23 protein-coding genes are annotated in these 26056 nt (G+C 46.8%); 14 read left to right on the top strand and 9 right to left on the bottom strand.

From position 1 onward, the window contains the following. Positions 1-365: 365 nt before the first annotated feature. From QT984_RS04675 to QT984_RS04655, 5 genes are all read left to right on the top strand, one after another. Complete coding sequence (locus QT984_RS04675) at positions 366-1511, top strand: sulfate ABC transporter substrate-binding protein (protein WP_333314319.1); 1146 nt, start codon at positions 366-368, stop codon at positions 1509-1511. A 101-nt stretch (positions 1512-1612) separates the two neighbouring features. Beyond that, positions 1613-2473: a sulfate ABC transporter permease subunit CysT gene (cysT, locus tag QT984_RS04670; protein WP_333057938.1), complete on the top strand. Its 861-nt coding sequence runs from the start codon at positions 1613-1615 to the stop codon at positions 2471-2473. After that, positions 2463-3341: a sulfate ABC transporter permease subunit CysW gene (gene cysW / locus QT984_RS04665; protein ID WP_333057939.1), complete on the top strand. Its 879-nt coding sequence runs from the start codon at positions 2463-2465 to the stop codon at positions 3339-3341. Before cysT ends, cysW begins: the two co-directional genes overlap by 11 nt. 214 nt (positions 3342-3555) lie before the next feature. Beyond that, a complete protein-coding gene (locus QT984_RS04660; RefSeq protein WP_333231441.1) occupies positions 3556-3915 on the top strand; it encodes an NIL domain-containing protein in 360 nt (119 codons plus the stop codon). Between the two features lie 978 nt (positions 3916-4893). Then, positions 4894-10284, top strand: a complete 5391-nt coding sequence (locus tag QT984_RS04655) for a DUF4347 domain-containing protein (protein ID WP_333373361.1) — start codon at positions 4894-4896, stop codon at positions 10282-10284. Between the two features lie 64 nt (positions 10285-10348). On the opposite strand, the gene QT984_RS04650 is transcribed toward QT984_RS04655, so the two are convergent. Next, on the bottom strand, positions 10349-10729 hold the full coding sequence (locus QT984_RS04650) for a cytochrome c (RefSeq protein ID WP_333057942.1): 381 nt from the start codon (positions 10727-10729) through the stop codon (positions 10349-10351). A 180-nt stretch (positions 10730-10909) separates the two neighbouring features. Here QT984_RS04650 and petG point away from each other — a divergent pair, with 180 nt between their 5' ends. After that, positions 10910-11029 carry a cytochrome b6-f complex subunit V gene (gene petG, locus QT984_RS04645; RefSeq protein WP_006632329.1) on the top strand — a complete coding sequence of 40 codons (120 nt, stop codon included), beginning with the start codon at positions 10910-10912 and terminating at the stop codon, positions 11027-11029. Between the two features lie 106 nt (positions 11030-11135). On the opposite strand, the gene QT984_RS04640 is transcribed toward petG, so the two are convergent. The 8 genes from QT984_RS04640 to QT984_RS04605 form a co-directional block, all read right to left on the bottom strand. Then, complete coding sequence (locus QT984_RS04640) at positions 11136-12218, bottom strand: glycosyltransferase family 1 protein (RefSeq protein WP_333373357.1); 1083 nt, start codon at positions 12216-12218, stop codon at positions 11136-11138. Between the two features lie 94 nt (positions 12219-12312). After that, the gene (locus QT984_RS04635; RefSeq protein ID WP_333373353.1) at positions 12313-13383 is read right to left on the bottom strand and encodes a glycosyltransferase family 1 protein; all 1071 of its coding nucleotides are present in this window, start codon (positions 13381-13383) and stop codon (positions 12313-12315) included. A 170-nt stretch (positions 13384-13553) separates the two neighbouring features. After that, complete coding sequence (locus QT984_RS04630) at positions 13554-15683, bottom strand: glycosyltransferase (RefSeq protein WP_333373350.1); 2130 nt, start codon at positions 15681-15683, stop codon at positions 13554-13556. A gap of 253 nt (positions 15684-15936) precedes the next feature. After that, entirely contained in the window at positions 15937-16470 is a 534-nt protein-coding gene (locus QT984_RS04625; RefSeq protein WP_333057946.1) for a hypothetical protein, read from the bottom strand. A gap of 305 nt (positions 16471-16775) precedes the next feature. Next, on the bottom strand, positions 16776-17846 hold the full coding sequence (locus QT984_RS04620; RefSeq protein WP_333209822.1) for a glucose-1-phosphate thymidylyltransferase: 1071 nt from the start codon (positions 17844-17846) through the stop codon (positions 16776-16778). Between the two features lie 434 nt (positions 17847-18280). Then, the gene (locus QT984_RS04615) at positions 18281-18991 is read right to left on the bottom strand and encodes a M15 family metallopeptidase (protein WP_333231449.1); all 711 of its coding nucleotides are present in this window, start codon (positions 18989-18991) and stop codon (positions 18281-18283) included. A 45-nt stretch (positions 18992-19036) separates the two neighbouring features. Continuing rightward, a complete protein-coding gene (locus tag QT984_RS04610) occupies positions 19037-19261 on the bottom strand; it encodes a DUF433 domain-containing protein (RefSeq protein WP_333057949.1) in 225 nt (74 codons plus the stop codon). 124 nt (positions 19262-19385) lie between these two features. After that, complete coding sequence (locus QT984_RS04605; RefSeq protein WP_333231451.1) at positions 19386-20048, bottom strand: class I SAM-dependent methyltransferase; 663 nt, start codon at positions 20046-20048, stop codon at positions 19386-19388. Between the two features lie 137 nt (positions 20049-20185). Between QT984_RS04605 and QT984_RS04600 the strand changes: the two genes are divergently transcribed. The 8 genes from QT984_RS04600 to QT984_RS04565 all read left to right on the top strand — a co-directional run bounded on the left by QT984_RS04600 (position 20186) and on the right by QT984_RS04565 (position 26028). Continuing rightward, the gene (locus QT984_RS04600; RefSeq protein ID WP_333231454.1) at positions 20186-20320 is read left to right on the top strand and encodes a MarR family transcriptional regulator; all 135 of its coding nucleotides are present in this window, start codon (positions 20186-20188) and stop codon (positions 20318-20320) included. 687 nt (positions 20321-21007) lie between these two features. Further along, positions 21008-21145 carry a 50S ribosomal protein L34 gene (rpmH, locus tag QT984_RS04595; protein WP_015174196.1) on the top strand — a complete coding sequence of 46 codons (138 nt, stop codon included), beginning with the start codon at positions 21008-21010 and terminating at the stop codon, positions 21143-21145. A 42-nt stretch (positions 21146-21187) separates the two neighbouring features. Then, positions 21188-21592, top strand: a complete 405-nt coding sequence (rnpA, locus tag QT984_RS04590; RefSeq protein ID WP_333057956.1) for a ribonuclease P protein component — start codon at positions 21188-21190, stop codon at positions 21590-21592. Next, complete coding sequence (locus QT984_RS04585) at positions 21564-21956, top strand: PH domain-containing protein (protein WP_333057957.1); 393 nt, start codon at positions 21564-21566, stop codon at positions 21954-21956. Before rnpA ends, QT984_RS04585 begins: the two co-directional genes overlap by 29 nt. 204 nt (positions 21957-22160) lie before the next feature. Further along, positions 22161-23309 (top strand): membrane protein insertase YidC, encoded by a 1149-nt coding sequence (yidC, locus tag QT984_RS04580; protein WP_333240900.1) that lies wholly within the window; start codon positions 22161-22163, stop codon positions 23307-23309. Positions 23310-23320: 11 nt separating this feature from the next. Then, positions 23321-23794, top strand: a complete 474-nt coding sequence (locus QT984_RS04575; RefSeq protein ID WP_333039170.1) for a R3H domain-containing nucleic acid-binding protein — start codon at positions 23321-23323, stop codon at positions 23792-23794. A 97-nt stretch (positions 23795-23891) separates the two neighbouring features. Beyond that, positions 23892-24404, top strand: a complete 513-nt coding sequence (locus QT984_RS04570; protein ID WP_333057959.1) for a YceD family protein — start codon at positions 23892-23894, stop codon at positions 24402-24404. Between the two features lie 115 nt (positions 24405-24519). Next, positions 24520-26028, top strand: coding sequence for an AAA family ATPase (locus QT984_RS04565; protein ID WP_333259118.1), 1509 nt, complete (start codon positions 24520-24522; stop codon positions 26026-26028). Positions 26029-26056 lie beyond the last annotated feature (28 nt).

Genomic DNA, 26056 nt, shown 5'->3' with positions numbered 1-26056 from the left:
GCGCGAGATAAATTCGGGGGCTTGAGGATTTTAGATTTTAGATTTTGGATTGATTCCACGGATAAATCACGTGGCGGATACCACATGAAGAAATTCGCTTGTCAACGTATCTAGAAGGCGTATCGTGCTGCCGCGCAAGTTTAGCACCTTAACTCAATCAGAGTATTTATACACTTTACATTTTACCCCGAATCTGAATCCAAAGCACCGACGGAAAAGACTTCAGGATATGCGATCGACCCTGAGTTCCCCCAATTTGTTTTTTTTGTTGCCTTTTGACTCGCTCTTGTCTATAATCGTACTTCACCACCCTAATTACGGTATTCCGACCTAATAACCGTACATTCACTAGAGGAACAAATATAATGAGCCCGTGGCAACGCCTAACTCAACACCTTCACTGGCCAAAACAGCCATCAGCCAGCACAAATCAATCATTTACTGCCATGAAAAGATTTGTATCGCTATTTTTAGTGGGAATAACTTTAAGTCTCGCCGTTGCATCCTGCAGCCAGGGAACCACCAACAACCCCGCAGGCACTCCAGGCGGTGCTACCCCAGCAGCCAACAAAGGCAACGTAGAATTAACCCTAGTATCCTTCGCAGTCACCAAAGTCGCCCACGAAGCCATAATTCCCAAATTCGTAGAACAATGGAAAAAAGAAAAAGGCCAAACCGTCACCTTCAACCAAAGCTATGGCGGTTCCGGTTCCCAAACTCGCGCCGTAATTGACGGTTTAGAAGCAGACATCGTACACCTAGCCCTCGCCTTCGACACTCAAAGAATCGAAAAAGCCGGACTAATTGAGCCTGGATGGGAAAAAGAAGTCCCCAACGAAGGCATAGTCAGCAAATCCGTAGCAGCAATAGTCACCCGCGAAGGCAATCCCAAAGGCGTCAAAACCTGGGAAGATTTAGGCAAAGACGGAGTAAAAGTGATTACTGCCGATCCCAAAACATCAGGCGTTGCCCGCTGGAATTTCCTCGCACTTTGGGGTTCGGTTGTTAAAACCGGAGGAGACGAAACCAAAGCATTAGACTTGACTACTAAAGTCTACAAAAACGTCCCCATCCTGACTAAAGATGCCCGCGAAGCCACCGACGTATTTTTCAAACAAGGCCAAGGCGACGCCTTAATTAATTACGAAAACGAGGTTATTTTGGCTGGTGAGAAAGGCGAAAAACCGACTTACACTATTCCAGACGTGAATGTGTCGATCGACAATCCCATTGCCATTATCGATAAAAACGTTGATAAACACGGTAATCGCGAAGTCGCCGAAGCATTTGTCAAATTTCTGTACAGCCCAGAAGCTCAGCGAGAATTTGCCAAAGCAGGCTTCCGCCCAGTAGATGCGACAGTAGCGGCGGAACCGGAATTTGCCCAAAAATATCCCCCCATCAAAACCCTATTTACAGCTCAAGACTTAGGAGGTTGGGGAGATATTCAGCAGAAATTCTTCGATGACGGAGCTATTTTTGACAAAATTCAAGGTTCAATTAGACAGTAGTGGCCGGGGCGGGTTTACCAGATGATTGGTTTTAGGCAATTATTTTTGGTAAAACCAGCCCCCGATCGCAATTATTCTTTCCAACTCAAAACTATTCACTTATGGCTGAATCATCTGCAATCAGTAACCCTCAATCTCCGATCGAAAATATCAAAAGGGCGATCGGCAAAATCACATTACCTTGGGGAATCACCCTAGGCTACCTCAGCTTAATGCTATTGCTCCCAGTTGCAGCATTGCTGCTGAAAGCCAGCACAGCAAACCCCGCCGAATTTTGGGCAATTGCCACCAGTCCGATCGCCCTTTCCGCCTACGATGTCACCTTCTTTACGGCATTAATTGCGGCATTAATTAACGGAGTCTTCGGCACATTAATTGCCTGGGTATTAGTCCGCTACGACTTTCCCTTAAAACGGATTATAGATGCAATCGTCGATTTACCCTTTGCGCTCCCTACCTCCGTCGCCGGTTTAACCCTCGCCACAGTTTACAGCGATAACGGCTGGATTGGTTGGTTTTTTGCACCTTTGGGAATCAAGATATCGTTTACTCGCTTAGGCGTAGGTATAGCAATGATATTTATTTCCTTGCCATTTATCGTTAGAACCGTACAGCCAGTTTTAAACGAGATGGAAAAAGAGATCGAAGAAGCAGCTTGGTGTTTAGGTGCTTCTCAATTTGAAACCTTCTGGCGAGTAGTTTTACCGCCGTTATTTCCGTCTATTTTAACCGGAGTAGCACTCGGCTTTTCGCGAGCGGTAGGCGAGTACGGCTCTACTGTAATTGTAGCTTCTAACATACCGTTCAAAGATTTAATCGCGCCCGTATTAATTTTTCAAAGATTGGAACAGTACGACTATGCAGGAGCAACAGTTATCGGCACTGTCATGTTAGGTATTTCCCTGGCAATGTTGTTCGCCATTAATCTCTTACAAGCATGGAGAAGACGCTATGACGACTAATATCAATTCACCCGCTGGTTACAAAAGTCCGCCCGCAGGTTCTAGTCGGAGCCAGGAAAAAGCTTGGGTAAAACCAACTTTAATCGGAATTGCGATCGGCTATCTCGCTCTTGTCTTATTTATCCCCACTCTCAACGTTTTTTATCAAGCCTTCAGAAAGGGATTTGAGCCATTTTTTTCTAATTTAACCTCACCAGATTTTCTTCACGCAGCGCAACTAACCCTGATAATTTCTCTGATAGTTGTGCCAATAAATACAGTATTCGGTTTGTGTGCAGCCTGGGTAATTGGCCGCAACAAATTTCGGGGGCGCACGCTATTAATCAGCCTTTTAGACGTGCCTTTTGCCATCTCTCCCGTAGTTGCAGGTTTAATGATTGTACTGCTTTACGGTCGGCTGGGATGGTTCGGGCCGTGGCTGGAGGCGGCAAATATCAGGGTTATTTTTGCCTTCCCTGGAATGGTGCTAGCGACTGCTTTTGTTACCTTGCCTTTTGTGGCCCGCGAAGTAATTCCTGTTTTGGAAGAAGTCGGAACAGATCAAGAAGAGGCGGCGAAAACTTTGGGAGCAAATGACTGGCAAATTTTCTGGAATGTCACGCTTCCCAGTATTCGCTGGGGATTGCTTTACGGAGTAATTTTGACCAATGCTAGAGCAATGGGAGAATTTGGAGCCGTCTCTGTGGTGTCGGGAAATATTGCTAAAAAAACACAAACTTTGCCTTTGTTTGTAGAGGATGCTTACAAGCAGTACGCGACGCAAGCCGCATTTTCGGCTGCGGTAGTTCTCGGTCTTTTAGCAGTTGTTACTCTCGTGCTTAAGGAGATTTTAGAACGAAAAACTAGGATTAAAGAAGTTGAAGAATAGTCATTAGTCATTAGTCATCAGTCATTAGTCATCAGTCATTAGTCATTAGTCATTAGTCATTAGGGTGCGCGCTGTGAACCTCATCCCTCAAACCACTCATTAGTAAGGTGCGGCGCTATCGACAATCTAGTGGGAAGCTCGAAAATCTCGCAGCAACGCACCCTACAAGATATTGGTACAAAATGTAAACTGAAACAAAAATTAGGAGTCCCAAATGTTAGCTCACAACACTAGCGAATCTCAATTTGAGCCGATCGACAATTTTCACAAAACCCAAGAATCAGATATTCCCAAATCTGAGATTGGCGACAGCAGACCAACTCAAACCCGCATTCGCATTCGTGTTCCTAAAGAATACCATCAGGAACCTGTAATCTCTAACCTGATTTCTGAATACGGTTTGACGGTAAATTTTAATGCCGCTTTGTTGGGTGTCAAAACTTTAGATGACGGTTGGTTTGATCTGGAACTTAACGGTACAAGTAAACAGATTGAAACGGCTCTGATGTATCTCAATGATTTAGATGTGGAAATCTGGAGCAATTCCAATTATCCCGATGAAGAAACTTGGTAATTAGTGAGTCTGGGACGCACCAACCTGGAAGATCAGCTAAGGATCGCGAATTAAATAATTTACACTCTTGAAAGTGGGATGGGCGTCCCGCCCGCCCTTTCTGGACGGGCGGGACGCCCATCCCACAAGAACCATCACGCATTCTAAGTTATTTAATTCTCATTCCTAATATTCTGGACTGACACGCATATTTTTTTCGACCCGATTTATTGAGCCTAATAGTCTCAAGTAATGTTAGTCATGAGTCAGCCTATCTCTTCCTGTAAAATAACCGTTATCAAGGTTCTAGTGAGGAATGCAAGCCTTCATAAAACTCAGAGGACTTGTTGCATTCCTCCCTACAAAGCAATTTAATGGCGGTTGTTCGTTAGCGAAGCTTGCAGAAGAGGATCGCAGGGAGCATCTCATATTTGTAAAAATACTTCTTCTGGCTCCTTCCTTCTTCCTCTTTCCTTCTGCCTCCTGCCTCCTGCCTCCTGCCTCAAAACTCCAATTTATAGCTGGGCTGCAAAGGTGAGATGCTCCCGGATCGCACATACCGATCATTCAGCAGGGAACAACTACCAAATAACACCAGCTTACAGCTAATAATCGTGATTGATGACTCTTGATTAAAAAATATCGATCGCCATCAGTTAATTATTTGATTGACAGTTTTTATAAAATCTGGTACTTTGTCCATCTCTGGCATATCAATAAACAGCGCGCAAGTCTTCTCCAACATTAATGTAACAGCCGGAACAATATCCCCTTTAAAACTTCTAAACAATCAAACTAACTCAGTTAGGGCAGGGCAGCATAAAACAACGTTTTTGTCAATATTCAATTTAGGTGAAAGTTAGGTGAGGTAAAACTCAGGGGCGATCCTCTTAGAGGGCTTGGCCAACGACTCTCATCCGCGCTGGAAAAAGATCGATGGCTGCTGCGGTTGGTTTGTGATATGAATTTGATGTGTGCGTGTACCAGGAGAATTTGAACGTGGAACTGTATAAAGAACCGAAACACCAGATAGTTTTTGCAGATTCAAAAGTTAAAGATTGCGAAAGTTTAACAGAAACGGTCAATCCCGATACAGAAATTGTTATTCTGAATGCCGATCGCGACGGCATTGAGCAAATTGCCGAAACACTTAAACAGCGGAAAAACATTGCAGCCGTCCACATTTTGTCTCACGGCGCAGCAGCCAGCTTGCAACTGGGAGCAACAGAACTAAATCTGTGCAACATTGAAAGCTACCGCAATTATTTAGAAACATGGTTTGCTTTGCCAGCAGTCGAAGCAAACTCGAACTCTTCAATTACAGCTAAACCAGAAATTCTGCTTTACGGTTGCAACGTCGCCGCCACAGAAGCAGGTGTGGCGTTCGTCCAAAGGCTGAGCCAGCTCACGGGGGCAAATATTGCCGCTTCCGATAACTTGACTGGCAATGCTGCGTTGGGGGGAGACTGGGAACTCGAAGTAACTACGGGCAACATAGAAACACCTTTAGCATTTTCGGCTGAGGCGAGGGAAGCTTACAGTGGCGTACTGGCTGACTTGAACCAAAGGACTGGCGACTTTAACGGACTGGTAAATGCCATCAATGTTGCCAACATCAACACTGGCATTGACACGATCACTCTCACTGCCGATATTACCCTCGCAGGGCAATTGCCGAGAATTACCGACACCACCACTATTGTTGGCGGTGGTTTCAAGATCAGCGGCAATAACAACCGTGCCTTCGTAGTTGATAACACAACATTTAACATCTCAAACCTCACCATTGATTCCGCACAAGCAGTAGGCAACGCAGGAACCATCGGTGGTGGTGGCGCCGCAGGCTTAGGTGGCGCCCTTTTTATCAACAGCGGTACAGTCACAGTTGACAGAGTTACTTTTTCTAATAACTCTGCCGTTGGCGGTGCAGGTGCGGCGGGGAATGGTGGCAAGGGTGGTAGCGCGGATCTGGCTACTGTCTTTGGAGGCACAGCAGGGACAAATGGTAGAAATGGTAGAAATGGTCTACCAAGTAATGGCGCTGCCGGTGGGGTTGGCGAAGATGGCGAGGCTGGCGGTACTGGTAATGCTGGCGGTACTGGCGGTATTGGCGGCACTGGCGGTACTGGTGTTGGCGGCACAAACGGTGGTGCTGGTGGCATTGGTGGTGCTGGTGGTGCTGGTAGTGTTGTCGGTAGTGGCGGCGGTGGTGGTGGTGCCGGTGGCGGTGGCGGTCCTGCTGGTACTGGTATTCCAGGTAATGGTGGCAATGGCGGTGTTGGCGGTGCTGGCGCCTTTGGTGGCGGCGGTGGTGCTGGCGGTACTTCTGGTACAGGTGCGGTGCTTGGTGCTATCGGCGCTGGAGGCATTGGCGGCTTCGGCGGCGGTGGCGGTAGTGGCAATGGTGCAAGCGCAGGAGGCACTTTTGGCGGTGCTGGTGCTACTGCTGGCGGCGGCGGTGCAGGTTTAGGTGGCGCGATTTTTGTTGGCGGTGGCACTTTGACCATGACCAACAGCACCTTATATAGCAACACAGTTACGGGTGGCAATGCTGGTAATGTTGCCGCAGGTGCGGGTACAGCCGCAGGTGGTGCAATTTTCGTCAACTTAGGTGCTACAGCTACCCTCACTAACAACACGATCGCTTATAACTCTGCAACAGCCGCCACAGTTGGCACACCGGCTAGTCTGATTGCTAGTGCCGGAGGAATTTACAACAACGGCGGTACAGTTACAGTCAAAAACACGATCGTCGCTGGCAACGTTGCTACTACCGACACTGATGTTACAGGGACATTCACCGGGAACAACAACCTGATTGGGGTTCTCGGCAGTAGCACTGGTTTTACAGCGACTCAGCAACTAACCGGTGCTTTGACAAATGTATTAGCACCAGTCGGCTCTGCCGGATTGAATGGCGCAACGGCTCCGGCTCCTTTCACCCTTGCCCTAGTTGATAACAGCCCGGTCACAACTAGCACTAACCAAGCCATTGGCGGTGGCAACAGCGCCGACGCAACAGCGGCCGGTTTAACTACTGACCAACGCGGTACAGGTTTCCCTCGGAAAATCGACAATACTCTTGTCAGCAAACCTAGTGTTGACATCGGTGCTTACGAGTACGGCCCAGTGGTCGTGGGTCAGAAATTCAACGACCTGAACGGGGATAGCCTGCAAGGTGCTGCGGCAACTGAACCAGGTCTAGGCGGCTGGACTATTACCGCAGGTACGAAGACTAATGTAACATCTGCGGTTGCTGCCACTCTCGGCCAATACACTCTCACGGATACTAAGGCCAATACAGCGATCGCAGAAACGTTACAAACCGATTGGGTGCAGACTTTAGCACCAACGGTGACGACTGGTACTGCTGATGTTACGGGTGCTAACTTCGGCAATTTCCAACTGACATCGATCGCGGGCAAAACCTACACCGATCTCGTCGGCAACAAAGTCTTAGACCTTGGCACCGACACCACATTAAACGGCGTCACGGTAACTTTATACAAAGACACCAACAACAACAACACGCTAGAAGTCGGCACAGATACGGTTGTGGGCACTCCACAAACCACTGCGGGAGCCGGAGATTACACATTCGCGGATATAGGCCCCGGCAATTACCTGATACAAGCCACTGCCCCAGCCAACTCCACTATCTCTTTCCCCGCTGCCGCACTTCCCGTTACCGCCCAAAGCGGTACTCCCGTCACCGGTCAAAACTTCGGCATTTTCCAAAACATCACCGTTAGCGGCACCAAATTCACCGACCTCACAGGTAATAGCTTCTCTGCTGACGACACCCCCCTCAACGGCACTACCATTCGCTTGTTCAAAGATACTAACGATAACAGCACTTTAGATAGCGGTGATACGGAAATTGCCTCTCAAGTTACCGGTACAGCGCCAGCGGCGCCTGGGACGTATAGCTTTGCCAACGTCGGCTCCGGTCGGCACTTTGTGAGAGAAGACGTGCCGGATGGTTTCTCACAAACCGCAGGCCCGACTTTTTATCCAATTAACCCGGTCAGCGGCACAAACATTACGGCTCAAAACTTCGGCAATTTCCAACTAGGCAAAATCAGCGGGATCAAATTTAATGACCTCAACAAAAATGGCATCCAAGATGGGCCAGAAGAACCACCGCTAGGAGGCTGGACAATTTACTTGGATGCCAACGACAGCGGCAGCCAAGATGCAATACCAGGCGAAACAGGCACCAACGCCACCGTCACCGATGTCGCCGGTAAGTATCAGTTCACCAACCTGCCAGCCGGCACTTATACAGTGCGGGAAGTGCCACAAACCGGCTGGACGCAAACTGTACCCCCCGTCAACCCAGCTAGGCCTACTGTTCCCGGCGCGTTTACGATCGCCGTCACCAGCGGCACAGACTCCCAAAACAACAACTTCGGCAACTTCAAGCCCAACTCGATTAGCGGTCTGAAGTTCAATGACCTCAACACAAATGGCATCCAAGATGCGCCAGCAGAAACAGGACTACCCAACTGGCAATTCTTCCTCGATACCAACGATAACGGTACTCTCGACACTGGGGAACCGAACACCCTCACCGATGCCACCGGCAACTACAAATTCCTCGATTTGTCAGCCGGAACCTATAAGGTGCGGGAAGTCTTGCAGCCTACTTGGACGCAAACTACCTCCGACCCGGCGGACATCACTGTCACCAGCGGTCAAGATATCGCTAATATCAACTTCGGCAACTTCCAGTCGAGCACTATCAGCGGTCAAAAATTCAATGACCTCAACAACAACGGCGTTAAGGATGCCGGAGAATTGGGGCTAGCTAACTGGCAAATATTCCTCGACAGTATCACTCCCGATGGCATCTTTCAGCAGGGCGAACCGACTACCATCACTGATGCAGCGGGCAACTACACTCTCCGAGATATACCCGCAGGTACTTACCAGGTAAGGGAAGTTCAGCAAACCGGCTGGACGCAGACGACCCCCAACCCCGCCCCCGTTACGGTTAATCCCTCGGATAACATCACAGGCATTGACTTCGGCAACTTCCTGCCCCAACCGGGGGCGATCCGAGGTCTGAAGTTCCAAGACACCAACAACAATGGCACTCAGGATGCTGGAGAACCGGGTTTACCCAATTTCCAAATTCAGTTAACCAATGTCGTAGCTGGAACTGCTCCTGCTCCTGTTACTACTACCACAGACAACAGTGGCAACTACCTGTTCGCGAACCTAACGCCGGGAACCTACCGCGTCAGGGAAGTCAACCAAACTGGGTTTACCCAAAGCACACCCGACCCTGCCGACATCGCCCTAACTTCAGGCGCTATTGTTACGGGCATCAACTTCGGGAACTTCCCAGCGCCGCCGCCGCCGACGCCGACTCCGACGCCGACTCCGACTCCGACGCCGACTCCGCCGCCAGTGCCACTGCCACCTGTACCGACGCCGACGCCTGCACCTGCGCCGACGCCTGCACCTGCGCCGACGCCTGCACCTGCACCTGCGCCGACGCCTGCACCTGCACCTGCGCCGACGCCTGCACCTGCACCTGTAACGACGCCGACGCCTGCACCTGTACCGACGCCGACACCGACACCGGAACCTGTACCGACAGATTTGGTTTGCCCTGAGAACTTCCCCAGGATAGCTACTCCCACTGAACCAGGTACTCCGACCGCGGGTAATGTGATCAATGGCCCTAACGGGGACGATACGATCGTGGGTAGTGCTGGCAGTGACTCTATCTTCGGGTTGAGCGGCAACGATTTGATCTTTGGTCGAGGGGGCGGTGACTATATCAATGGCAATACGGCCAACGATACTGTCTATGGAGGCATCGATAGCGATACTCTCTTTGGTGGCAAAGGGTTTGACCTGATTTTTGGCGATCGCGGTAACGATACGATTTATGGCAATCGTGGCAACGACTCTATTTCTGGCGACGAAGGCAATGACTTATTGTACGGGGGCAAAGCCGATGACGTAATTTTGGGAGGCGCTGGCGACGATGTGCTCTTTGGCGATCAAGGCAATGACACTCTCTGCGGCGACGACGGTAACAATACCTTAATTGGCGGCAGCGGTGATGATTTGCTCTTTGGTGGCACCGGCGATAACTTGCTCTTTGGTGGCATTGGCAGCGATACCCTCGTCGGTGGCAGTGGCAGCGATGGTTTTGTCTTATCAGCGGGGGGAGGAATTGACACGATTTTCAACTTCACTGCAGGAGTTGATTCGATCGAGTTGGTGGGAGGCTTGGACTTCAATCAACTGTCGTTAACCGAAACTAATGGCTCGACGGCGATCGGAATTGCCAACAGCGACCAGATTTTGGCTATACTGACGGGCGTACAGCCGAGCCAGTTATCGGCTCAGAGTTTTAACTTGCTGGTTTAGTCTGCCGATCAAAGTTTCGAGTGTCAGCCAAAGAAGGGGAACGAATTCCGTTCCCCTTCTTTGGTCAAATTTGTTCGAGATACTTCAGCAAGTCGGCCATTTCTTGCGGACTCGGTTGAAACTGCGGCATTGGTGGGGTTTGCCCGCTGGTGACTTGCCGGATCAGATCCAATTCGGATTTGCGCTCGGAAACTCCGTGCAAGTTGGGCCCGACTTGACTGTCTGAAACGGAGATGTGACAACCCGCACAGTTCATTTGAAAGATGGCGGAACCCTGAAACGGGTTGCCCGTGAGGGATAGGACGCTTTTGACGTAAGGATCGGCGACTTGAAATTGACGTATTGTGATAATTGCCAAGATGATGGCAAGCAACACCGCTAGCGCAAATATGGCAAGTCGCTCGATCGGGTTTTTAATTTCATTCCTGGCAAGTTGGTTATTCAAAGGAGTTCAATTAAAAATAGTATCTACAAGAAAATTTATTTCTCATAACATAGCTTAATCGTTCGCAGCGGGGAGAGCAAGGTCTGAGACCCACGGAAGGCTGCTTTTGGGAAAATTCATCTGTGTAAGTGCTGGTAATATTAAAAATAGGTTGTTAAATCTTAACGTTGAGGAGCTCTCATGGTAGAACCGCTACTTTCAGGTATTGTTCTGGGTCTAATCTTTGTTACTCTGGCGGGGCTGTTTTTTGCTGCTTATCAGCAGTACAAGCGCGGCGATCAGTTGGGTATCAATAAGTAAAAGGCTTGTAGGGGCGGTGCCTTGAGTGCCCGCCCTGCCTTGAGTGCCCCCCGACTCATCCGTGTATCCGTGTCCAAATCCGTGTTGGGCTATTCGCCTTTGTTTGTTAAAGATATCGATCGAGAATAGCAGCAGTTTCCAAGCCTGTTTTTTCCCAGCTAAATTGTTTTGCCCTAGCCAAACCGAGCTCCCGCAAGTGCGATCGAACTTTGGCATCGACTGCAAGCTCTTGCATAGCAGAGGCAATTTCCTCGACGCTGTAGGGGTTGACTAATAACGCGCCGTCCCCCGCCACTTCGGGCATTGAAGACAGGTTAGAGGTGATGACAGGAGTGCCGCACCCCATTGCTTCGAGCACGGGGAGCCCGAATCCTTCCCAAAGACTGGGGAAAACCAGGGCGATCGCTTGGTTGATGACTTTGGGTAAGTCTGCCGCGGGGAGGTAATCGAGGAATTTTACTCGATCGGCCAATCCCAATTCTTGAACCTGCGCCTTCAGTAGCGGGGTATAGCGTTTGTCTTCCGAACCTGCTATCCACAATTCGTACTCGGAATTATCATGCAAAGCAGCAAAGGCTGCTACAACTCGCTGCACGTTTTTATAAGGATTGTGGCGGCCGATATAAAGAAAATAATTGCTTGTTGGTAAATCTAGAAAACGGAAATAACTGCTATCATATCCAGGGAAAATTGGCGTAATTAAATTATTAGGAATCTTGCAAAAATTAGCGATATCTTTGGCAGTTGATTCAGAGTCACAAATGACGTGTTGAGCCTGCCGCAGCACTTGGGGAATGTAATAGCGGTGGTAAGGTGTCAGAGGATCGAAGCGGCGGGGAAATCGCAGCGCTATCAAGTCATGTACTGTAATTATATAGCGGCAACCTGAAAATAGAGGAGCTTCGGGAATTGGGGAAAATAACAGGTTAGATTTTAGCTGTTTGTAAATTTTTGGGAGTTGGGTTTGTGTCCACAGTAATCGGTTGATGTGTCCTTTGGTTCCTTGTTCTGGTGTGAGGTTTGGGGGGATTTGGTAGCAGTTGTTATTGGGGAAATTTTCGGCTGTTAGTAATGTTGGATTGAGGGATTTTAGGTGGGGAAATAGGTTTTTGGCGTAGATGGCTAAGCCGGTGGGTTTGGAAATTAGGAAGGAGAGGTTGATGAGCAGGTTGGATTGGGGATTGGGCATGGGATAATATGTAGATGGCGGTTTTTGAGTGGGAGTTTTTTTAACCGCAGAGGGCGCAGAGGACGCAGAGAGGAGAAAGGAAGAGAGGGGAGATTTAAAGATATTGTTGTAAGATGTTGGCGGTTGCTTTTCCGGTTTTGTGCCAGCTAAATTGAGATGATCTGGCTAAACTAGCAGTTTTTAAGTTCGATCGCACTTTTGAATCTGTGGCTACTGTTTGCATGGCTTCGGCTATTTCTGGGATGCTGTAAGGATTGACTAATAATCCGGCATCTCCGGCTACTTCTGGCATTGATGACAGGTTGGATGTGATGACTGGTGTGCCGCAAGCCATTGCTTCTAAAATTGGTAAGCCGAATCCTTCCCAAAGTGTAGGGAAAACTAGGGCGATCGCCTGATTCATCAGTACGGGCAATTGAGAATAGGAAACGTAACCGAGAAATTTTACCAAAGATTGTAAACCTAATTCTTCAACTTGTGCTGTCAACTGCGGCGTGTAGGCATTGGGAGGCCCTGCTAGCCACAATTCGTAGTTTGCGCGATCGGGTAAACTCGCAAATGCAGCAATTAATCTCTCCAAGTTTTTGTAAGGATCGTGTCTGCCGGTATAAAGAAAATAATTTTTGGCGGGCAAGTCGAGATATCTAAAATTAATATTATCGCAAGCTAGGGGAATGGCGGTCATTTTCTTAGACGGAATCTGGAAAAAGTTAGCAACATCTGCCGCCGTTGCTTGAGAATCGCAAATAATGTGTTCTGCTTGTCGCAAAACCTGCGGTATGTAGTAGCGGAAATAAGCTGTTAATCGAGAAAACCGTTGGGGAAATCGCAAAGGAATTAAATCGTGAACTGTGACGATGTAGCGGCAGCCGGAATATAAAGGTGCTTCGGGAATTGGGGAAAATATCAGGCTTGACTGCAATTTTTTGTAAATTTTTGGCAAGTTGAATTGAGTCCACAGCAGCCTGTTAATTTGTCCTTTTGACCCTCGATCCGGTGTCAGAGTTTCTGGGATTTGATAGCAAGTATAATTGTTAATTTGCTGGGAAGTCAGTAATGTTGGTTCTAGCGGTTCCAGTTGCGGGAAAAGATTAGCGGCGTAAGTCCCGATTCCAGTTGGTTCGGGTGTTAAGAAGGACAAATTGATTAACAGTGAATTAGACATGATTTTAGGGAAAGATATCCGGCGACTGGAAGTCGCGACTACACATACAAAGTCCGCCTACGCGGACTAAAGAAAACGCTAATAAAATCGACTTTGATATTAGTCCTATGCAAGAGGACTTTAGCTTTGAGCCCGGGGTTTTAACCCCTGGTGGACTATTTAATTAGCCTTTAAGTTCGATCGAGCATTTGAGCTATATCGGCAGGATTTGGCAGCCGAATTGTAGCATACTCTTCGTGAAGAATATCAAAAAAACTATTGACTTTTTTCTCAAAATGTGCAAGTCTAAAGTTCTGACTGCGTTGCTGTGCACCAGCTTGAAGTTCTGCTAGCAAATCGGGATTAACAATTAGTTGATGTGAATGCTGGCACAGTTCCTCAACGGTATTGAACAAAAAGCCCGATCGCCCATGTTCCACAATTTCCGGTTGGCCGCCACCGTTGAAAACAATCGGAGCACAATAGTTGTGCATTGCTTCCACAGTCGCCATCCCGAAATGCTCAAATCTTTGAGGATTGACTTCACCCAAACCGCAGCCGTGCCAAAATATACTTGCTCTAGCATAAAGTGATTTTACCTCATCAAAGTCAGCATTGACTTTTAGCTCGATCGCCCTTGAATCTTGCTTCAATAAGTTCTGAACAGTCTTTAAATAAGGATTTTTCGGAATGCTGCTGCCAACCAAAATTAGTCGCCATCCTTGAAAATCTTCGGGATAATCCGCTAGCAAACTGCGGAAAGCTTTAATTAGTTCAATTTGCTTTTTTGTTCCCCCAGCTTCAAACTGTCCCACAGCCAAAATTATTTTTTCTTTCGGCACTTTAACTGTTGCCATTTCCACGGGCGGATAAAGCAGAAAAGTTGGCTGTAGGTTCCAGCGTTTTTCCAACCACTTGACGGTAAATTGACTGTTGACAATAATGAAAGTGTAATCATCGACAGCAAAGTGACGGTTGCGGAAGGTATTGGGAAAGTGACAGAAAAATACTGAAATTGGCGACAGTGGTTTAACTTTTTCCAGTTGGTTCGCGTTGATGAAAATATCGTAGTTTTTGCTTTCTCTGGCAATTTCATCAAAGGGATTTTCCATATCTTCCACGATGATGCTGGAATCGATGCACTGCATTCCGCGTTTATCGTAAAACGCCAAGGGCATAATTTTAATTTTGCATCCTGAAAGGTTGAGTCCGTACCACGATTCTAAGTCGGAAACAGCAACTGGTTTGTTGGCGATAAAAGTAATGTCAAATTCATTTTGCAGCAGCGAGGCGAGGGTAGCAACGTATTTTTGACCGCCACCAATAAAATGCAGTCCGTGATCGTAAATGGCGATCGACATTTTGCGATCGCCCCGAACCACCTGTAAGCGAGACAAAATGCGATCGATCTTCATCCGACTGTAAATCACCGCCAACTTTTCCGACAACTGTGGCAATACAGTTTCGATGATTTCTGGCTTCTGATAATCTAGCAGTTTTTTAATCGCTACAAATATACTCTCGAACAGCAAATCGTACTGCTTGTTAGTAAAAAAATCCGAAGTATGAATTCCTTTGACTAATTGCAACGGTTCATGTTTTGCCAAATACAAAAACCGATTGCGGTTGCAGAAATACTCGGTAAGTTTGCTACCTTTACTCGAACCCCGATATTCGTGATGGGCGATGGCGGCGGGAGTATAAAGCATTTTCCAACCGCGTTTGTGGCAGCGTTTCGCAAACTCTACATCCTCAAAATACATCACAAAATCTTCATCTATAGGCCCCACATCTTCCAGACATTTCCTGCGGAAAAGCACCGCCGCCCAACAAAGCCCTTCGACTTCCCGTTCTGTATCGTACTGTCCCGCATCTTTTTCGCCAAAGCCGACATCTTGCCAATAAAAGTTAGGTAATTGCTGAATACCAGCGCTGTTAATTCGCCCGTCTTTAAACAACAATTTGCCGCTAGTCGCACCTACTTCTTTATTAGTTTCTAGCCGTTTTACAAGAATCTCTAACCAGCGACTGTCAAGGGTAGCATCGTTATTTAGAAACCCGATATATTGCCCTTTTGCTTCGCTGATGCCGAGGTTGAGGGCTTTCGCAAAGTTGTTGGCAGTATTGACAAAAATCCGAACTTTGGGAAATAGTTCGCGCAGGGAATTAACGGAATCGTCTTGAGAACAATTATCAATTACAATTAAATCGAGTTGCGATTCGGGATACGCAAGTTTTTGTAGAGATTTTAAGCAATCTTTCGTGTGGCGCAGACCGTTATAGTTGACTATAATTAACGAGCATATGGGCAGTGCAGTCATTCGATTTTAGATTTTAGATTTTAGATTTTAGATTGAGGAATTTAAGGATTGAAGAATTTTCGATTTGGGATTAAATCATTGAAAATTTGAATCATTGAAAATTTGAAGAATTGAGGAATTTTCGATTGGGGATTTAGGATTTTAGATTGAGGAATTGAATAATTTTCGATTTTTGATTGAAGCATTGAAGCATTGCTCTCGCGAATAAATCTGGGGCCTTGTGACCAAATTATTTTGGGTCATCTTTGATGCTTTATTTTTGTCGATCGAGCAATTGAGCGGTAATCTTCTCTAAAATAGCAGTATGTTGCTGCTGCACTGCTTTAATTTGCTCTATTTCAGACTGAAAAGTTGCGATCGCTCTTTGTTGAGTCTCAAGCTGTGCTGTAACTTCGGGATATTCGCTGCTGAATTCCGATTCAATTTTTTCAAAGATAGTTTGTTGATTTTCTTGCAATTTTTGCAATTGTGTGCTTAATGTATGCACGACCCGCGTATTAGCAAAATTGTAAATTACTTGTCGTTCGAGTACCGGTCTGAGCAATTTTCGGACTATTTTCCTAACGACGATGACTGCGGAACCGAGTCGCCTTTGGTAAGAGGTAATGGGGATATTATAAATGTCGAAACCTGCTTTTAAAAGGGCGATATCTTCGTCATCTTCATTTTGGGCGATCGCACTATTTTCTGTTCCCAACAGCGACAGCTCAGCAATACCAATTCGCGGCTCCAAAGTTTGCCGCAATTTATGTATTATCTGTTGAGTTGGTATTTCTTCGTACTGCAAACTTTCCTCTCCTTTAGATAACTTACTATGACTTATTATGGAACAGGAATCTTTGCTGTTTCCATCATTGTAATTAATTGTGGAACAGGCCGGAAAGCCTGTTCAAGGGCGGGCAGGATGCCCAACCCCTACTCCCCACAAGAAAATTTATCTCTTGCTAAATCAGGATTATTGCTTCCGATATTGGCAATATCTCAATTTAAGCTATAGCAATCCTAAATCATTTGTGAATTTCTTACTCCCTCCCCGAACCCGCGGGGAGGGTTGGGGGGGGGGTAAAAAGTTGACGACTCCTGCAAGGATTGCTATAACTCAATTTGACTGTCATCACCAATCATAAACCGCAGAGCTTTTGGACGAGCCGGTGCATTGGTGAGTTGAGCTCGCTGCCCGATCACGCTGTCAACAATTCGCTGGTGAATGCCAACTATTTTCGCCCCTTGCAATATTACACTGTGTTCGATATCAGCATCAATCATCGTCACGCGATCGGCAATACTGCTGTAAGGCCCGATAAAGCAATTTTCTATGCGGCAATTTTCCCCAATTACCACTGGCCCGCGAACTGTAGAATTAATGATTTCCGTTCCTTCTCCTATTTGCACTCGCCCGATAATTTGACTTTTCGCATCTACTTTTAATTCAGTTGAAGCTACGATACAGCTATCTAAAATGATTTGGTTTGCACTCAGCAAATCATCTTTTTTACCCGTATCCAGCCACCAACCCTCTAAATTGCAGGCTTCTACCTGTTTTTCCTTATTGATGAGTTGTTGAATGGCATCGGTGATTTCCAGTTCGCCGCGGGGCGAAGGTTGAATTTGATCGATCGCCTCGTGGATAGTAGGAGCAAAAAAGTAAATCCCCACCAGTGCTAAATTGGACGGCGGAACCTTGGGCTTTTCTACTAACTGCAAAACTCGGCCTTTCTCATCAACTTTTGCCACACCGAAAGCAGAGGGATTGGAAACGGGACGCAGCATAATCAGAGCGTCTAGTTTCTGCGTGTTAAAAATCTCTAAAAACGGATCTAACTGATTCTGAATTAAGTTATCTCCCAAATACATAATAAATGGAGAATCGCCCAAAAACGGTCTGGCAACTTTTACCGCGTGAGCGAGCCCTGCCGGCTCTGCTTGCAAGATATAAGTAATTTTCGCACCGAAGCGAGATCCATCTCCTGTTTTCGTCTTCACCTCTTCCCCGGTTTCGGGACTAATAATAATCCCAATATCCGTAATCCCAGCCGCCACAATTCCTTCAATTCCGTACCACAGTATCGGCTTATTTGCTACAGGAACCAACTGCTTAGCACCCGTATAGGTGAGGGGACGCAAGCGTGTTCCTTTACCGCCAGAGAGGATGAGTGCTTTCATTGGGTGAACTCTGAGTTATGCTTTAGGGTTTGCGGTGCTGGCAACTATTGCCTGCACTTGTTGCTCTTGTTGATTTTAAACTACCGCTACCCCGCTGGCAATAGTTGCAGTGTCTCCTGACACCAATGATTTATTTTGCTCATACTTTTATAGTGCTGGACACACAGAGTTTCAATCGATTTTAGATTTTAGATTTTAGATTTTAGATTTTAGATTTTAGAATTGACTTGCGCGAGATAAATACGTTCGGCAAGTTTCATCGGATACAGGTTTTTTATTTCTGGACGGATGAATCACGTGGCGGGTATCCTCGATGCTTTCGGTCAGAAACCAGGTTTATTGCCACAGGAAGCAGTTAAAAGCTGAGTTTTTTGTCAAAAAAACCCTTTCTTAAGGTTGCAAGTGCGCCCGTCCCGATTTAATTGTCTACCCTTTTAATAGCGGCCATATCGGGCAATCAATTGACTACCACTATTGTTTTGATTTGTCAACCAAGCCCACATCTGATCGCCCAGACAAAAATGCCACCATTCGTTTGGATGCTGCTGAAAACCCGCAGCTATCATCGCATCTTTTAATATTTTCCTGCGACGGTGATATTCTTGTTTTTTCGGATCCTTACTATTACAGAAGTAATCTGGATAAGAACGTTCTGATATTTCATCAATCGGAGAACCCATATCAATTTGCAGATTGTTTTCATCCACTAAAGTTATATCTAAAGCTGCACCTGTACTGTGAGGGGGCGGCGTTGCGCGATCGAGGCTCGGTACTGCCCAAAATTGATATACGTGTTCTATAATCACTTGGCGTTTGTCTTCGGAAACCGGAAATTCGCAGCCTTGAGCTAGGGCAATTTGATTAAAAGTATAATCTACCATAAATTGCTGAACTTCCACCGGCCGATAAGCGTCAAATATCAGAATTTTCCAATTTTGATGATTTTGCTGTAGCTGGGTTTGAGCGGCGATTAAACTATCTACAACTCCTTGCCGCAAGTAGAAAGGGGAATCTGCTTTGCTGTTGTGATAGGGTGCACCCAACTTTTGATAAGGGTGCGGTATTTCAAAGGCAAAATGTTCTGCTGGAATAGGGACTAAAGGTTCGCCACATTCGTCGATCGCTATTTGCTGGTATGGTTTCATATCAAGGTGTTACCCTACTTTATGATTACTGATGAACTACAATACTCAGTATATGCTTTTCACTTGAGTCAGCCGCGCGGCAAATAGCAAAGCAGCTAGAATATCCTCATGTTCTAAATCGTCATAGTCATCTACAATTTCTTTAGCATTCATACGAGAACTGAGTAATTCAAGAATTAACTCTACTGGATATCGGAGACCGCGAATACAGGGTTTTCCGTGACAGATATTTGGATCGAGTGTGATGCGCTGCAAAAGTTCGTTTTCCATATTTTAGGAGCACATATTAAATATATCCTAACCTAAAGAGCGTAGCTTTCGATCGGTTTGTAGTAAGGACTTTAGTGCTTTCAATCTTCACCTAAAGTCCTAAAGTCCTTACAGCCAAAAAATCCTAACTTTGGCGGTAAGCAACTACCGCATAAAATGGATCGCCGCTTGGTATTCGCAGCATTTGCATAAAACTCGGCAAGTTAGGCTTGCGAGCAATTACTTCCGGCTTGCTAAATCCGGGTATATTCGCTCCTTTGACAGAATCAAAGTAACTCTTGACTAATTCTACCCGATCGCCCTCGGAACCTTCCCGCCAAGCCGCGATCGCCTTTTGATAAAACATCCGGTTGGAAAAGCTCATAATTGCTACGCCACCAGGCTTCAAAATGCGGTGAATCTCGGCAAAAATCGCATCCGGGTGCTGCAAATACTGTACCGAAACACAGTTGACAACGGCGTCAAACTCTGCATCCGGCATTGGCAATTTGGGATTTGCGTTCAAATTCTGCACGAAATAATGATTCAGTCTGCGATTTTTTGCCAACTCTTCTTCATTCATGCCGTGCCCTTCAACATGGGCAAATTGCATCTCGTCGGGCAAGTGAGAAACCCAACTGCTCATCATATCAAAAATCCGAGTATGCGGTTTCAGCCGTTCCCGATACAAATCGGTTAGTTGCTGAATAAACCCGTCATCTACGTGCGTTACAAACCGAGGAAACGAATAGAACAAATTGTCGTCGGTGTCATCTAACTTGGTGCGCTGGTCGGCTGGAAGCAACATAAATTCAGATCGCGAACTAGATTTACTCTTTCTAGTTTAAGAACAATTAAGAATTGTTAACATATCCGGCAGAGGGTGGATTCCCGCTTTTAGCGTAGCATTCGATCGCCAAAAAACTGACTTGCACCCTTTGGGGCTTGTGGCAAGAAGACGGTTTGCCGACTTCCAGCATTGGCGACAAACTGCAAGAGGTAGGCCAGACGCTGACAGGCGCGATCGATCGCATGGAAGAAACAGGCCTAGTCCGCCGGGAGAGATCCACGCGCGGCTGACAGATGCAGGTAGGGAACTGCAAAACGTCCTACCGCCGCTAGTAGCTGAAATCCGAGACAAGTCAATGACTGGAATTTCACAGCCCGATCAAGAACGCTTCTGAGAATCGATCGGGCGATCGTCAATCTTTCCTAAACCGACAAATCGCTCTTTTGGATGAAACGCAGGAGCCTCTACCTCTACTAAATTATAAATAACCGCAAAATACTACGCACTCTTAAAAACAGCAGTCTTAATAAATACTTGGACACGGATACACGGATGAATTTATAAGTCGGGGATTTGAGTTGTTTAGGGTTAAGGCCGACTAGCAGCAGAAATCCCGGACTTCTGGGAGTTGGAGAAGTTTGAGAAGTCGGGAATTTGATTATTTTCGGTTAAAGGCGATCGCCCTTGCAATATCATCTTAAAAAGTTAGGTATCTGGTATAGCGATCCTCGCATCATTTCCATAATTCTTGTAGGGGTAGCACTACCCCTACAAATCCTCATGAATGATGCGAGGATTGCTATAGTGAAAACCCAACCGAAATCTCGTTCACCAGCTAGAAAACGTATTGTTGCTTTGTGATGAGTGGCGATCGATTCAAATCGGAAAAATCTAATTGCCAAGAAAACCCTTCTATGGTATACTAGAAGATTGTGAATATTAATCAAAAGTAAAGTAACAAGCCGGGAGAAATCAAAATGACACAGCAAACCCTGCACGGAACCAGCCGCAAAAGAAAAAGAACATCCGGTTTTCGCGCCAGAATGCGTACCGTAACCGGTCGATTGGTAATCAAAGCTCGCCGCAGCAAAGGTCGCCACCGCCTCGCAGTCTAGCACTGCATCAAGGTTGAGAGGCCTCAACGATCGCCCTACGCCATGTTGCCCGATACAAACCGACTTAAGCACCGAAAAGACTTCAGCGCCGTATACCGCAAGGGAATGCGCCGTAACTCGGCCCATTTCAGCTTAAAAGCTCTGCGTAAACCAAAAAGCGCCGACTTTGCGAAACCGACAGCCGAAAAATCCTTGCAGCCAACTCGCACAGGCATTTCCATCAGCCTGAAAGTCAGCAAACGCGCTGTAGTCCGCAATCGGATTAAGCGTCAGATTCGGGCAGCTTTGCGACAGCTATTGCCCCGATTAAAATTCGGGTGGGATTTAGTAATTGTCGTGCGTCCGATCGCACAAGAGTGCAATTATGCAGAAATTCTGCAAGAATTAGAGCAGTTGTTGGTAGAAGCCGAGGTACTAGATGGGAATTCGAGAGGAAGTATATTATGAAGGCGGCCCCGCGCCCGGAGACTTGATCCTCAATTTACTCCTGGGGCTGACTGTGGTGGGAATCCCCCTAGCAGTAGGAGCAATTGTCCGGGCTCTGTGGCTGCGGTATCGGATCACGAGCCGCCGAGTGTCCGTAACTAGCGGTTGGATGGGGGGCGAACAGACAGACGTTATCTACTCAGATATAGTCAAAATCGTCACAGTACCTCGCGGTTTCGGGACTTACGGAGACATGGTGCTCACCATGAAAAATGGCAGCCGCTTGGAACTCAGAGCTATGCCGAAATTTCGAGCAATGTATGACTACATTAACGAAAAACTGCCCGCAGCCGCTCAAAAAGCAAACGCGGCCCAAGCTAAATAACCGAACCGCTTTCACCCAGATTAGAGGCCCAATTCAGTGCGAGTATTGGCAAACTCATTAAAACAAACCCGCAGACCGGGCGGTCGATCGACGGGCAATGTCCTAAGATAGAGACAAAACCCTAAAAATTGAGGCGGCTCGCCTTCAGCGGGTAAAAATAGTTCTCAACAGCAAACATAGAGCACCTAAATTAACTCAAAGCGAATGGATTTCGGTATCTCGTTTCTCTCCAACAACCTCATGCTTCCGATCCTAGATTTTTTCTACGGGATCGTGCCAAGCTACGGTTTAGCGATCGTAGCTCTGACGCTCGTGATTCGCTTTGCTCTTTATCCTCTCAACGCAGGCTCTCTTCGCAATATGCGGCGCATGAAAGTAGCGCAGCCATTGATGAAAGAGCGAGTAGATCAAATTCAAAAACTCTATAAAGACAATCCTGCCAAACAGCAGGAGGAAATGAGCAAAGTATACAAAGAATTTGGTAATCCTCTAGCAGGATGCTTCCCCTTAGTGCTGCAAATGCCAGTGCTGTTTGCACTGTTTGCAACGCTCAGGGGTTCGCCGTTTTCTGACATAAATTACAGCGTTAACGTTCAAGTTTTGCCCAAAGAACAAATCGAAACTGTTCAACCGCAAGCTTTTGCTACACCGCCCCAAAATATTTACGTCACAGGTACTTTTCATGCTCCAGTTGTGGGGGTAATTCCAGGGGGCGACAAAATCGCAGTCGGCGACACAACAAAGATAAATTTTCAAACCCCAGAGGGCAAACCTCTAAAAGTTTTAGCTGCAGAAAATAAGAGCGAAATCGACTTTGAACCCGGCTGGAAAGTCATCAAAGGCGAAGAAGTGGTCAAGGTAGATGAACAGGGCAACATCACAGCCTTAGCGCCCGGTGAAGCCACAGTTCAAGGCACAATCCCCGGATTGGCTAGTAACAAAGGATTCCTGTTTATTGAAGCTCTAGGCCGCGTTGGCGCGATCGACTCAGACGGTACACTCCACTGGGATATTTTGGTGATGATCCTGGGCTTCGGCATCAGTTTGTACATCAACCAAACCCTTTCAGGACAAGCACAAGGGCCAAACGACAACCCCCAACAGGCTACAGTTAACAAACTGACGCCAGTCATATTTTCAGGGATGTTTTTGTTCTTCCCGCTGCCCGCCGGCGTGTTGATGTATATGCTGATTGCTAACATCTTCCAAACAGTTCAATCGTTTATTTTGTCGCGAGAACCGCTGCCCGAAAACCTCCAAAAAATAGTGGACGAAGCAGAGGCGAAAACCCAAAAAGAACAAGGATTAGATGCACTTCCCTTTGAGCCCAAGCGTTCTAAGAAAAAGGCTTGATTTTAACAACAATGAAAGACTCTCAAATGCAGCGCGGACAGGCATGGTTAGAAGAATTGCTACAACTGTCCGCAATTCCTTCAAAAGTGGTATGCGAACAACAAAAAGATTGCTATTGGATGACAATAGATGAAAGCAATCTGACTCCCGAACAAGTTGCAATCTTAGTCGGGCCAAACGGTAATGTAATAGATGCCATTCAGTACCTCTGTAACACGGTTCAGAATATAGGTCAGGAAGTAGAGGAGTCAATTCCTTATACAGTTGAACTAAATGGCTATCGCATCCGCCGCCAAGAGGAATTGCGATCGATGGCAGAGTACGCAGCAGATCAAGCCCGATCGACGGGAGTTGAAGTTGAAATAAAATCGCTGTCTTCGGCAGAACGCCGTCAAGTCCACAGCTTTTTGAGCGAATGTGAGGATATAGAAACTTACAGTCAAGGACAAGAACCCGATCGGCGTTTGGTAGTGCGGCTGCGCTGACGCTAAAGAAGGAAGAAGGAAGAAGGAAGAAGGAAGAAGTTAAAAATTAACTATTCCTTTTGACCTTTGAATTCAAGAAGTAGGAAGGCAAAAGATTATGGAGACAATTTATATCCCTCATCTCCTCACAAAAAGTGAGCGGAAAGAGGTCATTGATTTTGAAGAATTTATCCCCGATTTAGAAACTCTTACTCCGGTGCGAGGACGACTGCAAGTGACTCACCAAGGGAATTATCTTGAGGTGAAGGCGAAAGCAGAAACAATAGTTACTCTCACCTGCCACAGATGCTTGAAACAATACAATCATCGTTTGGCACTCAACTCATCGGAACTAATCTGGCTCGAAGAAACAGCAAATCAAACAGATTCCAGTTCAGCAGAAATAGAAGTGGCTTTAGAAGATTTGGTGGAAAATTTGTCCCCAGGTGGCTATTTCTCTCCGGGCGATTGGGTGTACGAGCAAATGTGTTTGGAACTGCCGCACAAACAGATATGCGATATTGAATGTCCGGGAATTTCTTTAACTGATGATGCCAATACAGAAAGCACCGAAACAGTCTCAGACAGTCGCTGGGCGTCTCTGGAAGCACTTAAACGGCAATTGCCTTAGTCAGTTGGCAGTGGGCAGTTGGCAGTGGGCAGTTGGCATTAGCTAATAAGAAATAAGAAATAAGAAATAAGAAATAACCACTGACAACTAACAACTAACCACTGACAACTGACTAATGACTATTTTTAGCGACGAGTTTGAACTACTCCTGCGATCGCGCTACCCCCTAATTTACATTCCCACACGGGAAGAAGAGCGCGTAGAAGCCGCGATCGCCCAAAGTGCCAAAAAACAAGGTTCTCGCGCCGTCTACATCTGGGATTTTGTTGATGGCTACCAAGGCAATCCCAACGATACAGGTTTTGGCAAGCGCAACCCGCTCCAAGCTTTGGAATTTCTCGAAAAATTGCCCGCCAGCGCGCCGGCAATTTTTATTCTGCGCGACTTTCAGCGGTTTTTGGAAGATGTCTCGATTTCCCGCAAGCTGCGGAATTTGGCGAGACTCCTCAAATCAGTACCCAAAAATATTGTCATCATATCTCCTATAGTTTCGATCCCCGAAGACCTCAGCGAAGTGATGACTGTTTTGGAGTTTCCCCTGCCTGCGGCGGCGGAAATCAAAATTGAGGTAGAAAGGCTATTAGGGGCTACCGGACAAGCCATTGAGGGGCGTTTGCTGGACGAAATAGTACGCTGCTGTCAAGGGCTGTCGATCGAACGAATCCGCCGAGTTTTGGCCAAGGCGATCGCCACCAGAGGCGAACTCCATTCCGACGACGCGGAACTGATTTTAGAAGAAAAGCGCCAAACAATTCGCCAAACTCAAATTCTGGATTTTTACCCTGCCCGCGAAAATATTTCCGATATCGGCGGTTTGGACAATCTCAAAGAATGGCTGCTGCGACGTGGCGGTGCTTTTACCGATCGAGCTCGCCAATACGGTTTGCCGCATCCCAGAGGTTTGTTGTTAGTCGGAATTCAAGGAACCGGAAAATCCTTAACAGCAAAGGCGATCGCCCACCACTGGCATTTGCCTTTACTGCGGTTGGATGTCGGGCGCTTGTTTGCCGGATTAGTCGGAGAATCGGAATCCCGCACCAGGCAAATGATTCAGCTAGCGGAAGCTTTGGCCCCCTGTGTGCTGTGGATTGACGAGATTGACAAAGCTTTTGCGGGATTGGACGGTAAAGGGGATTCCGGGACAACCAGCCGGGTGTTCGGGACATTTATTACTTGGTTGGCAGAAAAAACTTCGCCGGTGTTTGTGGTAGCAACAGCCAACAACATCCAGTCTTTGCCGCCGGAAATGCTGAGAAAAGGCAGGTTTGACGAAATATTTTTTGTGGGTTTGCCCAGCCAGGAGGAACGGCGGGCGATTTTTGAGGTACATTTGTTGCGGTTGCGATCGCACAGCATCAAAAATTACGATGTAGAGCGCTTGGCTTACGAAACTCCCGATTTTTCAGGGGCCGAAATCGAGCAAACTTTGATTGAAGCAATGCACATTGGGTTTAGCCAAAATCGAGACTTTACCACTGATGATATTTTAGAATCAGCTAGTCAGATGGTGCCCTTAGCCAGAACGGCTCAAGAACAAATCCAGTTTCTCCAAGATTGGGCCGCTGCTGGGAAAGCTCGCCTTGCTTCTAGATACGGCAGTCTGAGCCGCCGGATTCAAGGCTAACCTTTTGAAGTCAGTAGTCAGTAGTTCG

The organism is Microcoleus sp. Z1_B2 (assembly GCF_036700325.1).
Classification (GTDB): Bacteria; Cyanobacteriota; Cyanobacteriia; order Cyanobacteriales; family Microcoleaceae; genus Microcoleus.
The sequence above is the reverse complement of the archived record's forward strand: the minus strand, read 5'-3'. Positions and strand labels throughout refer to the sequence as shown.

Bases quoted from the DNA above. Each gene is read 5' to 3' on its own strand.
- rpmH (WP_015174196.1), top strand. From the start codon at position 21,008: ATGACACAGCAAACCCTGCACGGAACCAGCCGCAAAAGAAAAAGAACA.
- rnpA (WP_333057956.1), top strand. From the start codon at position 21,188: ATGTTGCCCGATACAAACCGACTTAAGCACCGAAAAGACTTCAGCGCC.
- QT984_RS04575 (WP_333039170.1), top strand. From the start codon at position 23,321: ATGAAAGACTCTCAAATGCAGCGCGGACAGGCATGGTTAGAAGAATTG.
- QT984_RS04675 (WP_333314319.1), top strand. From the start codon at position 366: ATGAGCCCGTGGCAACGCCTAACTCAACACCTTCACTGGCCAAAACAG.
- petG (WP_006632329.1), top strand. From the start codon at position 10,910: ATGGTAGAACCGCTACTTTCAGGTATTGTTCTGGGTCTAATCTTTGTT.
- QT984_RS04615 (WP_333231449.1), bottom strand. From the start codon at position 18,991: ATGAAACCATACCAGCAAATAGCGATCGACGAATGTGGCGAACCTTTA.
- yidC (WP_333240900.1), top strand. From the start codon at position 22,161: ATGGATTTCGGTATCTCGTTTCTCTCCAACAACCTCATGCTTCCGATC.
- QT984_RS04635 (WP_333373353.1), bottom strand. From the start codon at position 13,383: ATGTCTAATTCACTGTTAATCAATTTGTCCTTCTTAACACCCGAACCA.
- QT984_RS04620 (WP_333209822.1), bottom strand. From the start codon at position 17,846: ATGAAAGCACTCATCCTCTCTGGCGGTAAAGGAACACGCTTGCGTCCC.
- QT984_RS04660 (WP_333231441.1), top strand. From the start codon at position 3,556: ATGTTAGCTCACAACACTAGCGAATCTCAATTTGAGCCGATCGACAAT.
- QT984_RS04565 (WP_333259118.1), top strand. From the start codon at position 24,520: ATGACTATTTTTAGCGACGAGTTTGAACTACTCCTGCGATCGCGCTAC.
- QT984_RS04605 (WP_333231451.1), bottom strand. From the start codon at position 20,048: ATGTTGCTTCCAGCCGACCAGCGCACCAAGTTAGATGACACCGACGAC.
- QT984_RS04585 (WP_333057957.1), top strand. From the start codon at position 21,564: ATGGGAATTCGAGAGGAAGTATATTATGAAGGCGGCCCCGCGCCCGGA.
- QT984_RS04640 (WP_333373357.1), bottom strand. From the start codon at position 12,218: ATGCCCAATCCCCAATCCAACCTGCTCATCAACCTCTCCTTCCTAATT.
- QT984_RS04610 (WP_333057949.1), bottom strand. From the start codon at position 19,261: ATGGAAAACGAACTTTTGCAGCGCATCACACTCGATCCAAATATCTGT.
- QT984_RS04570 (WP_333057959.1), top strand. From the start codon at position 23,892: ATGGAGACAATTTATATCCCTCATCTCCTCACAAAAAGTGAGCGGAAA.
- QT984_RS04630 (WP_333373350.1), bottom strand. From the start codon at position 15,683: ATGACTGCACTGCCCATATGCTCGTTAATTATAGTCAACTATAACGGT.
- cysW (WP_333057939.1), top strand. From the start codon at position 2,463: ATGACGACTAATATCAATTCACCCGCTGGTTACAAAAGTCCGCCCGCA.
- cysT (WP_333057938.1), top strand. From the start codon at position 1,613: ATGGCTGAATCATCTGCAATCAGTAACCCTCAATCTCCGATCGAAAAT.